The 10,279-nt window shown below is 37.8% G+C and carries 10 protein-coding genes and 1 pseudogene; 4 read left to right on the top strand and 7 right to left on the bottom strand.

The features are described from left to right. Positions 1-152: 152 nt before the first annotated feature. Both PSH48_RS19900 and PSH48_RS19895 read right to left on the bottom strand, forming a co-directional pair. The gene (locus tag PSH48_RS19900; protein ID WP_273612215.1) at positions 153-1,235 is read right to left on the bottom strand and encodes a serine hydrolase domain-containing protein; all 1,083 of its coding nucleotides are present in this window, start codon (positions 1,233-1,235) and stop codon (positions 153-155) included. A gap of 150 nt (positions 1,236-1,385) precedes the next feature. Next, positions 1,386-2,513, bottom strand: a complete 1,128-nt coding sequence (locus PSH48_RS19895) for a helix-turn-helix domain-containing protein (protein WP_273612214.1) — start codon at positions 2,511-2,513, stop codon at positions 1,386-1,388. 262 nt (positions 2,514-2,775) lie between these two features. Between PSH48_RS19895 and PSH48_RS19890 the strand changes: the two are divergent. Then, positions 2,776-2,997 (top strand): annotated as a pseudogene (locus tag PSH48_RS19890) (endonuclease III); the annotation flags it as partial. 235 nt (positions 2,998-3,232) lie between these two features. Here the strand turns inward: PSH48_RS19890 and PSH48_RS19885 are convergent. Then, the gene (locus PSH48_RS19885) at positions 3,233-3,892 is read right to left on the bottom strand and encodes a hypothetical protein (RefSeq protein WP_273612213.1); all 660 of its coding nucleotides are present in this window, start codon (positions 3,890-3,892) and stop codon (positions 3,233-3,235) included. Position 3,893: 1 nt separating this feature from the next. After that, positions 3,894-4,400, bottom strand: coding sequence for an RNA polymerase sigma factor (locus tag PSH48_RS19880; RefSeq protein WP_273606384.1), 507 nt, complete (start codon positions 4,398-4,400; stop codon positions 3,894-3,896). Positions 4,401-4,780: 380 nt separating this feature from the next. Here PSH48_RS19880 and PSH48_RS19875 point away from each other — a divergent pair, with 380 nt between their 5' ends. Together PSH48_RS19875 and PSH48_RS19870 are read left to right on the top strand one after the other, a co-directional pair. Further along, complete coding sequence (locus PSH48_RS19875; protein ID WP_264390208.1) at positions 4,781-5,521, top strand: putative quinol monooxygenase; 741 nt, start codon at positions 4,781-4,783, stop codon at positions 5,519-5,521. A gap of 83 nt (positions 5,522-5,604) precedes the next feature. Then, positions 5,605-6,711, top strand: coding sequence for an SMP-30/gluconolactonase/LRE family protein (locus PSH48_RS19870; RefSeq protein ID WP_273612212.1), 1,107 nt, complete (start codon positions 5,605-5,607; stop codon positions 6,709-6,711). 24 nt (positions 6,712-6,735) lie between these two features. Here the strand turns inward: PSH48_RS19870 and PSH48_RS19865 are convergent, their stop codons facing one another. From PSH48_RS19865 to PSH48_RS19855, 3 genes are all read right to left on the bottom strand, one after another. After that, entirely contained in the window at positions 6,736-7,656 is a 921-nt protein-coding gene (locus PSH48_RS19865; protein WP_264390211.1) for a LysR family transcriptional regulator, read from the bottom strand. 110 nt (positions 7,657-7,766) lie between these two features. Beyond that, positions 7,767-8,132, bottom strand: coding sequence for a DUF4345 family protein (locus PSH48_RS19860; RefSeq protein ID WP_273612211.1), 366 nt, complete (start codon positions 8,130-8,132; stop codon positions 7,767-7,769). 2 nt (positions 8,133-8,134) lie between these two features. Beyond that, on the bottom strand, positions 8,135-9,100 hold the full coding sequence (locus PSH48_RS19855) for an AraC family transcriptional regulator (protein ID WP_273612210.1): 966 nt from the start codon (positions 9,098-9,100) through the stop codon (positions 8,135-8,137). A 209-nt stretch (positions 9,101-9,309) separates the two neighbouring features. Here PSH48_RS19855 and PSH48_RS19850 point away from each other — a divergent pair, with 209 nt between their 5' ends. Next, positions 9,310-10,260 carry an SDR family oxidoreductase gene (locus PSH48_RS19850; RefSeq protein WP_273586743.1) on the top strand — a complete coding sequence of 317 codons (951 nt, stop codon included), beginning with the start codon at positions 9,310-9,312 and terminating at the stop codon, positions 10,258-10,260. Positions 10,261-10,279 lie beyond the last annotated feature (19 nt).

The raw sequence follows: 10,279 nt of genomic DNA, 5'->3' as shown, positions 1-10,279 counted from the left end.
CTGCGCCAGTAAGACCTTTACCAGCTTGCAGTTCAGCTAATGCTTTGTTGAAGTCGAAAGATTGAGTCATGTGTCACTCCTGTTTTCTTAATAATACTGAAATGACACAGATTTCTAAACACTACCTTTAGAAATGCCAGTTGATTAAATAACTATTTCAAATTTTTTATAATAGCCATTCCAGTTTTTCTCATCAGCCCAGCTGCCTCAGGAAAACTATTGTTGGTCACAATCGATACAGCGATATTACGATCTGGAAAAATAATCATCCAATTTTGTGTGCCTTCCAATCCACCATGGTGAATGTAATAACATCCTAAGTTTTCATCTTCTGCAGCAATCCATGAATAAGCGATATGATCAGTACCACCTACATGAAACAGCCTTCTATGTGATTCTTTAATGGCTTTATTTTCTTCTTTTAGTTGCAACTTCATATATTTTACAATATCTGACATATTAGTTTTTATATAACCACTGCCCCCCCATAGTATTTCAGGAGTAAGATGGGCTTTTGCTACCTCCCCTTTCTCATTATAACCATATGCAACGTCCTTAAGCTGTTCTTGAGCAAGGTTCACTTTCGTATCTTTCATATTAGCTTCTGTTGACAATACTTGCTGTAATAAATTATCAAATGGCATTTGGTAAACAGTTTCTAAGATATATGATAAAAGCTCTATTCCCGCGCTTGAGTAATGGTATTTACCTTTGTTTTCTGAAGGGTTTACATTATTTAATGCCTTTAAAAACGATGTTTTGGATAATGTTTCAGCCCTTAAACCTAAATCTACATAACCTCTTGGTAATCCTGAACTATGAGTCAAAAGCTGTCGAACGGTCACAGGATTTTTTTCAGTACTTAATTTGTCTAGTTTATTATTAATATACTTATTGATGTTATCGTTCAAAGATAGCTTTCCACCTTTCACAGCATAAGCGGTAATCAACCCTGTCATGGTTTTACTTACAGACCCTATTTCATAAATTGTGTTATCTGTCGGGGTGTTTTTTTTATGCCTTGTGAGTTCACCAAAATGTAAAATAACTGAATCCGTTTCCGTAACGACCCCTATAGATGTAGAAACAAAACGAGAGTCCTGCAAGAGTTGATTAGCGTGCATTGTTATAATGTTTGAAATGTCTTTATTGGAGATTATATCGCTATTTTTAGCTTGCACCTGCCCAAAAAAAGTAAGAAATAAAATGAAAGCTAACGTAATTTTTTTATACATAAAACACCTATTATTTGATTCGCATTAATGTTTTTTATCAAAGCAGTTTTGATTTGATAATAGGGATATTAGTAAGGTTCAAGATTGATTTCGACCGACTATAAAAGTCGAACGTCTTATATTTAAAGGGTTGCGCTAGAAGAGATAAATTTAATCGTTTAAGCGTTCTTTCCTATATTGGGATGGAGTCACTGCAAAATGCTTTTTAAAAGCAGTGTTAAAAGACGATTTTGAATTAAAACCAACTTCTAACAATATCTCTAAAATCGCTTTTTGTTTATTGCTTTTTAAAGAAAGGATATTAGCAGCTTCATTAACTCGATAACTATTTATGAAATCGAAAAAGTGTTGCCCAAGGTGGTGATTGAGTACGATTGAAATTTTTAAGGCCGGTATATTTAATTGCTTTGCCAACGTGTCAATGTTTAGTGATGGATTCAGGTAAGGTTTATTTAGCGACATATGGCACTTAATTGTGGATAACACTCTTTGTGCTTCATTAACATCAACAACGTCACTTGGGTTCTGTGGAGGTTTTTTTGGTTCAAATGATTTAACCTTTGAGCTAATACCTTGAAATATGGAAGGGTTATGAAGTGTTTGCCATAATATCCAACAAACAAAAAATAGTGTGACTACCATCATTAGAGTAGTTAATAAGTTCAATAGTCCTTGTAGCTCGGTAAATTTAATAATATTACGCACCACAACAATGGTGAAATCAATTAAAAAAACCATCATAAAATTGTTTAGCCACTGCTTATTGAGTATTTCAATATCTGAATAGTTATTTAAAACAGTCAATTTATAGCGGTTTAACTTCTTAAAAATCAATGCAAGATAAATGAACATTTGTAAGTAGAGCACTACATGAACAAACAACACTTCAAACAAGGGTTCATGGTTGTTATAAAAGGCCATTTTTGCAATGTCATCTCCAAGATGGAAGCGCGGGATAAAGATTAAACATACAATAATAAACGGGATAGCATGCAGAAGGTCTTTAGCTTTAAGTTTTAAATCACTATAAACAATTGATTTTACGTAAAAATAAAGTATTGGCGCTGTCAGAACCGAAAAGTTAGCACGAAACATATCTAAATTTAAATGCGCACCATAAAAACTAGTGAAAATAAAATTACTGATATCAAATGCAGTGACGGATAAAAACACAGCTAAAATTCTATTACTTAATTGATTACCGGAATGAATATTGAGCAGAAATACCGCAACTAATAAGTGAGTGAAAAAAACTAGTAATGCAATACTCTCGGTCATTTTAGTTATTTTAGTTATTTTAGTTATTTTAGTTATTTGGTAAACCATACATCATAAATGACAACCAGGCTATGTTTCAAACTAAGTAATATCAGAGCTATAAATAGAGAGAAAAAATAGGCAGGGTTATGCGCTCACTCAATTTAATTAACAAGTTTGCTACTTTAGAAAACAATCAAATTTGCCTTATAAAGTTAATACTAAAACATACTATTTAAGAAATTTCGCTCTAAAATGAACACACCATCTAGTTTACTTATAATTTGGCTGGCCAACCATAGCCGTAGACACGCATATTTTTCGTGTTTCAAACCGCACCAAATTTGCTATGGGTAAAGATGTAGTTGCTGTTGAGCAAAAACTTGAAAAGGTCGTCCCTAAAGAATTTAAAGTAGACGTACACCACTGGTTAATACTACACGGGCGCTATACTTGCGTTGCCCGTAAGCCTAAATGCGGCAGCTGTGTATACCAATCGACTTAAGTATTTAGTCATTCTAGCGAGCTAAATAAAGCGCTTACGGCGTTATAAACTTCTCAAGTAGAACAACTACATGTAAAAATTTATGCCTTGTAACCGCTCTATTTATCTGTCGCTATAAGTGACGAATAACTTAACACGATTGGTATTATTGAAGACGTGTGTGATTTTAAAGAAAAAACGGACTAACCTCGAATAACTCTATTTTGGGTATTTTGAAAGTAAGACAGCTAAATATTTAGCTGTCTGTCGAGTCTATATTATTTATAAATTGCGCCATATTTACTAAACGCTCACCGACAAAAAATGCAATGGTGCGTTTAACCCAAGGAGTTGCGATATTTGTGTAGTTTAGTTTAGCTAAGACGCAGCTTGTAATTATTAAAAGTAGAAGCGATGACACGCTGTAAAACCAAACCATGTGTTGCTCTAGGTGAGCATACAAGTCAATTTCAAATAGCACGTCAAAGCCAATAAAAACATAAGCCATATAAAAAGGTGCAGACATAAGCAACAACTTAGTTAGTTGTAATTTATGTGAGCAAAGGCGGTAAACGTCTTTTTGAAGTTGGCTAATTGGCTTTGCATAATCAATGTTAGCAATATGCACTATTTGGCCAATATTACCTGCAAGGCCAGCAATGGAAAATACACTCAGTATCAACGCAGATATTGAAGGCGCTGAAACACTAAAGTTATTTGCAATGTACTGCCCCAATAAAACAATAATAAAAAAGAAGGCTGCGCTTTCAATAATACGTGCCCACTTCATAGTATTAAGCTCTTTCATTTGGTTATTCACTTTTGTTTCGCTCAGCAGTGATTGGTTTATTGTAATGACCGATTCGTTAACACTATTTTGTTGCTGCCATGTGTTTTTAATGTTATCTAAATTCATTTTAAGCCCCCTGTTTTTCAAATTGATTTTTTAGTGTTTCTTTAATGCGGCCAATTCGCGTAGCGACGTTGGTTTTACTTATGCCTAAACTCGTCGCTATGCTTTGATGGGATTCGCCTTCTAAATACAGCAATACTATGGCTTTATTTAACTTATCGAGCTTTGCTATAAATTCATAAAGCTGCTTAACCTCTTCGCTTTTATCATTGTGCGCTGATAGGTCGGCTATGTGCACAATGCACTGCTCACTTTCATTGGCTTTATCTTCTCGTTTACTGTCTTTGCGGTAATAGGAAATCGCCACATTCAGTGCTATTCGGTACATCCATGTAGAAAACTTATAGTCTTTGTCGTAATTATCATAAGCAAGCCACATGGTGGTGAGTATTTCTTGCGCTAGGTCTTGCCTGTCGTGTTGGTTTTGACAGTATGAGTTAACAACTTTATAAATAATGCCTTTATGCTGCTCCATTGTTTGAGCAAACAGTGCTTTTTTATTGGTGTTCATTTACGCATAAATCCATCATCTAAATTAATCTCATCACGTATTTTTTCATCGCAGTTTTATTGTGTTTAAGTGCTAATGCATCTGTTTTTAAAAGTAATAAAGTGCGGCGCTTTGGCCTATTCAACGAAACCTGTACACGGTTAAATATAAACATTTTAGCTTTACCATAATACTCACCTAACCTTCTTATTTAGTTATTCGCAGTATCGCTAAAATAATCACAATTATTATTAAAATAAATTACCAACAAAAACTACGAAGTGATTCTTGATTACCTTCATTATCAATACCAATTAACTTTGTTATCTTCTCTTTCGTCAACTCAAGACAATGTAGATTAATTCGGAAGAAATGTATCTTCCTATACTGTGGAGAATATTATGTTTAAGAATTTTGGTTGGATCGTTGAGGCAAAACTTAAAGAAGGCGAATTAGAGAACTTTAAAGCGGTGATGAATTCGCAAGTTAACCGCGCATTGACTGAAGAAGGTACGCTTAATTACCAATACTATTTGTCTGATGATGGCGATGTTTTAGTTTACGAGCGATTTGCTGATGCACACGCTTCACACGAACACATTGAAAACTGGGATGCACATGCTGAGCGCTGGATAGCCGCTGCTGAGCCAACTCGTATGCTTCATCTTGGCGATTTACCTGATGATGTACGAGAGCGTCACGCTGCGCTATCACCAACATGGCTAAAACCATTAGGTGGCTTTGCTCGAGAAATAGATGAAACAAGCATGATTAACACTGACAATGGCACAACCTTCGAAAATTTTGGTTGGATTGTTGAAGCTAAACTAAACGAAGGCCAACTTGAAGCATTCAAGGCGGTAATGAATTCGCAAGTAGAAAGAGCTAAAACAGAGCCTGGCACTTTAAACTATCAATACTACCTATCTGATGAAGGTGACGTATTGGTTTATGAGCGCTTTCGTGATTTAGAGTCATCCTTCACTCATATTGAAAATTGGAACGACCATGCCGAGCAGTGGATTAAAGCAGCAACCCCAACACGTATGGTCCATTTAGGTGACTTACCTAAAGAGTTACGAGATATGCATGCTGCACTTTCGCCACTATTACTAAAACCATTGGGTGGTTTTGCTAAATAACTAGTAGCTCCAAATGCCGGTTTTTATATCGATTATGATTACCGGCCATGTTTTAAACATCCATTGCCATTTAAAGGGATACTATGAATATTTCAAAAAAATACTTAAAAATAGTAAGTTTAATCCTTGTTACAGGTGTACTTTTTGCCTGTACGCAAACACCACCAGCACAACAAACTTATTCACTACAAAATTTACCTGCGCAGTTTAATTCTCCTGCCAGCTTTGCACTTGATGCTAATAACAATATTTTATTTACTTCACCAAATTTACATAATCAAACACTTATCGAAAAAGGGGTCATACAAAATACCCAAGCGCCAACGATTGGCCTAATTGATGAAAACGATCGCGTATCAGTATGGTATACATTTAAGCCCCGCGATCTTGAACCAACCAGCGGAGTTGTTACGCCTATGGGTATTGCTATGGGGCCAGATGGCAACATTTACGTAGCCGATATGCAATTATGGTTTGGTGGCGAATCGCGTTTATTACGCGTTAATGTACAAAACGGCAAAGCAACCACTGTTGATGTTGTTGCTAAAGGGCTTTCTTTTCCTAATGCCATAGCGTGGCACGGTAACGACTTATTCATCTCAGATACAGTGCTTGCAACTGAAAAAGGCAGCTCAACCACCAGCGGTGTGTACAAAGTAAGTTTAGAGGAATTAGACCCAAAAAATCCATTACAGATCGCTGCGTATAAAGGAAAAGATAATTTTGACGCACATTTATTTGAAGTCTTTTACTCAGATGGAAGCCTAGGTTTTGGTGCCAATGGTTTAGCTGTTGATGAGCTTGGTAACTTATATACCGGTATTATGGAAGAAGGGACGGTGTATAAAACCACCATTAGTAAAAATGGCACTAAACAATCAACCACGCTATTTAGTGAAGGCTTGATTGCAAGTGACGGTATTCAGTGGAGTGAAGACTCTCAGACTTTATATATTACTGACTTATTTGACAATGCTGCTTATAGTATTGACGTAAATGGTAAAACAACTTTACTGACAAAAAATAAAGACAGCGACGGTACAAATAATGAGTTAGATGGACCTGGAGAAGCGATTGTTAGAGGCAACACCGTGTATATTACAAATTTTGATGCAGTGTTTGATGCACCAAACATGGCCAACACGCAAGCTGACGCACCGTTTACTATATCAACAGTGTCTTTAAAATAATGATGCACTCAAAACGGTCAGCGCTCACTGACCGTTTTGACTCTCTAATACTTTATCCCAATAAGGCGGGCTGCCATAGCTGGCAGAAAAAAAGTCGATAAATGCCCGCACCTTTGGGGCCACTAATTTTGAAGACGGGTAAACCGCCCATATAGAAGCATGAGATTCTAACGGGTAATCCCTTAGAATTTGTACTAATTGACCTGCTTTTAATTGCTCATAGGCAATCCAAGTAGAGCACATGATTACCCCCATGCCATTAATACCCGCATTGCGCACCGCCTCTCCATTATCTGAGGCAAAGCTCCCTTTGGTTTTAACCGTCTTTGACCCACTAGGCGTTTTAAAATGCCAATGCTCATTGCCTATTAAATTAATACAGTTATGTTGTAAAAGCGCTTCGGGATTGGTAGGTATACCATGCTTGTTAAGGTAATCTGGTGATGCACATATAATTCTGTTGTCAGTTGCGAGCTTCCTTGCGACTAATGTAGAGTCTTTAAGCTCTGCGTTACGAATAGCAATGTCAAACCCACCTTCAACCATATCTACTATTGTATCGCTAAGGCGAAGCTCTACGGTTAAATCAGGGTAAAGATCCATAAACTTATTTAGCGCAGGAATGAGATGAATATGACCAAAAGAAACAGGGGCTGTTATTCTCAATTTGCCTGCTATTTTTGCTCTTTCGCTTTTTACAGACGTTAGTGCGATATCAGCAGTAACAAGCACATCCTTCGCGTGGGGCAGAAACTCTTTCCCTTCATCAGTAAGCGATACTTTTCGTGTAGTTCTGTGTATTAGCCGAACTCCAATACTCTCTTCTAATTTATTAAGGTGAGCACTTGCTACAGCCGATGACAAGCCAAGTTCAGCTCCAGCTTTTGATATATTATTAGTTGCAGCTACTCTGACAAATAAGTTTAGGTAATCGAGGTTCATCATTATTTAGTTCATAGGTAAAAGTAAACGACAGATTAGTTTCACTTTACCGCTCCTTTAAGAAACACAGAAACTAAAATTACTTTTAGTTTCTAAAATTAACAAGCTTGATACTAGCTGCGTACTTTTAAATACCACCAAATTAAAGGCGCGAGTATTACTAATTCAATACCCACATTTAGCCACTGTTTTGCTACCGAGCCATCTAACATAATGCCAATAAGCCTTGCAATTAAAAGCCCTACGAGTAACGATGACAGTGTTGCCGCTATAGTAGCTTGCCAAGGTACAAGCTGAAAATGAAATTGCAGCAATAAGCCAAAACCAATAAATAACCCCCACCAAATTCTGCGCTCTACGGCCTTAAAAATATCATTAGGAACTGGCTTATTGCTTATCAGCTCAGGGTTGGCAGCTAACACTATGCCAAAAATAATTAATACCGCACCAACAACCCTAAAAATGACTATATTATCCATGATCAATCCCTCAGGCTGGTTGTTTGATCAACTGTTTGAGCAATCGATTGCTCAACAAGCTCCTGAGGTAACTCCTTTGCTTGGCTCCACTGCTTTGGCGATTGCCCATACATACGTTTAAATTCTCGGCTAAATTGTGATGAGCTAACATAGCCTACCGACATGGCCGCCGAACTTACGTTCATACCCGCTGCGATTTTCATCGCAGCGGTATTTAAGCGCATAGATTTAACAAATTGAATCGGCGACATACTGGTCGCATCCTTAAATTTTCGATGCAAAACTGCCCTACTTACACCAATTTTTGCTGCCATATCGTCTATGGTTATGGTCTCATCTAATCGAGATGCCAAATAATCAATTGAGCGTGCTATGTCGTTTCCTACGCCAAAGGCTTGGTGCACACTACTACCTGCCTGTCCGTTTAATATGGCGTAATATAATTCTCGCAGTCGCCCTTCGCCTAAAACCGCAATATCTACAGGGTTGCCTACGAGTTGCAGCAATCGTAGTAATGAATCGGTAAATGAGTCATCCCATGCTGCGAGTGTAAGCCCTTGCGTTTTGGGGCCTGATGCGTGTTTTTTTACACCTTGTGCAGCCATGGTAATAGATAATTCGGTCATCACTTTTGTATCTAGCGATACAATAACGCCTAGCAAGGGGTTCTCAGGTGAAGCCGTGGGTGTACCCGCTTCTACCGGCATAGACATAGGGCAGCACATATAATTATTTTCATCGTATATAAAATGCTTACCATCGAGTATGGCTTCTTTAGCGCCACTGACTATAGCAACAATACACGGCTCGTATACCGCAGGTGCACAGCGCATAGCATGCGTTACTTTAAACAACTGAACACCTTTAATACCCGTTTCTATTAGCCCTTGGGTATAATTTTCATCGTTGTTTACATCGTTAAAAGACAGGCTATTTTGTATAAGTTGCTTAATGTGGTGTTTGCTCATTCACCCATACCTTTTAAATATAGAATAAATCCAATCTAGCACCGTAAATACACATTCTCAATGCAGCGATACAAATAGGCATATTTTAAAGAGGATATCGCCTAGTTACACCTGGTGGCGAGAGTTATATTACCTAACAAGCACTTTAGAGCAATATGCATAGCCCTGTACTGCATATTTATACTTAACTATTGATAGGAATTTAACTAATGAGCGCAACTAACCCATTTGGCCCTTCTGGCTGGACTCCCGACCAACTCAGTTCTTTAGTTGGTAAATGCTATCTAATAACGGGAGCAAATACAGGCGCAGGCTTTGAAGCAACCCGACTATTACTCGCTAAAGGCGCAAAAGTAGTTATGCTCAATCGTAACCCTTTAAAATCAGATGAAGCTATTGCTAAGTTAAAACAGGAGTTTGGCAATAGTACCGATGTGAGCTTTATAAAAATGGACCTAGCAGAGCTTGCATCAGTACGCCATGCAGCCAACGAGGTATTACAAGCTGTGCCACACATAGATGCACTTATTTGTAACGGTGCTATTGCGCAGGTCGCGACTCAGCAATTTACTAAAGACGGCTTTGAAAGTCAGTTAGGGGTTAACCACTATGGGCACTTTTTACTGTGTGGTTTGCTATTTAATAAAATAGAGCAATCTAGCGGGCGTATTGTTGTAGTGGCCAGTGAAGGCTACAAAATGGGGCTTAAAACGATTCAATTTGATGACATGAATTGGAATAAAAACTACCACCCAAATAAGACCTACTGCCACAGTAAACTTGCACAAATGATGTTTGCTTATGAGCTGCAAAATAAAATAGCCGCCGCCAATAAAAATGTGCAGGTGTTTGTGTGTCACCCAGGTGCAGCTAATACCTCTCTTATTGGCGATAATGTTAACTTTGCAACCCGATTTACCTGGTCATTAATAGTAAAAATGGGCTTAGCACAATCGGCAGAGCAAGGTGCATACCCTGAGGTTATGTGTGCCACCGAGCATAACCTAAAACAACGTGCGTATTATGGCCCATCAGGAAGATGGAATTGGAGCGGCCCCGTAGGAATATGCAAACTTGAGCCGTTTGCTTTAGATCAGCCTGTGCTAAGCAAATTATGGGCGGTTACTGAGCAGCACACTGCTTTTAAATGGACAATATAATTGCTAATAGCGAGCGTAT

It is taken from the genome of Pseudoalteromonas sp. Angola-4, from assembly GCF_028599265.1.
GTDB classification, from domain to species: Bacteria; Pseudomonadota; Gammaproteobacteria; order Enterobacterales; family Alteromonadaceae; genus Pseudoalteromonas; species Pseudoalteromonas atlantica.
The sequence above is the reverse complement of the archived record's forward strand: the minus strand, read 5'-3'. Positions and strand labels throughout refer to the sequence as shown.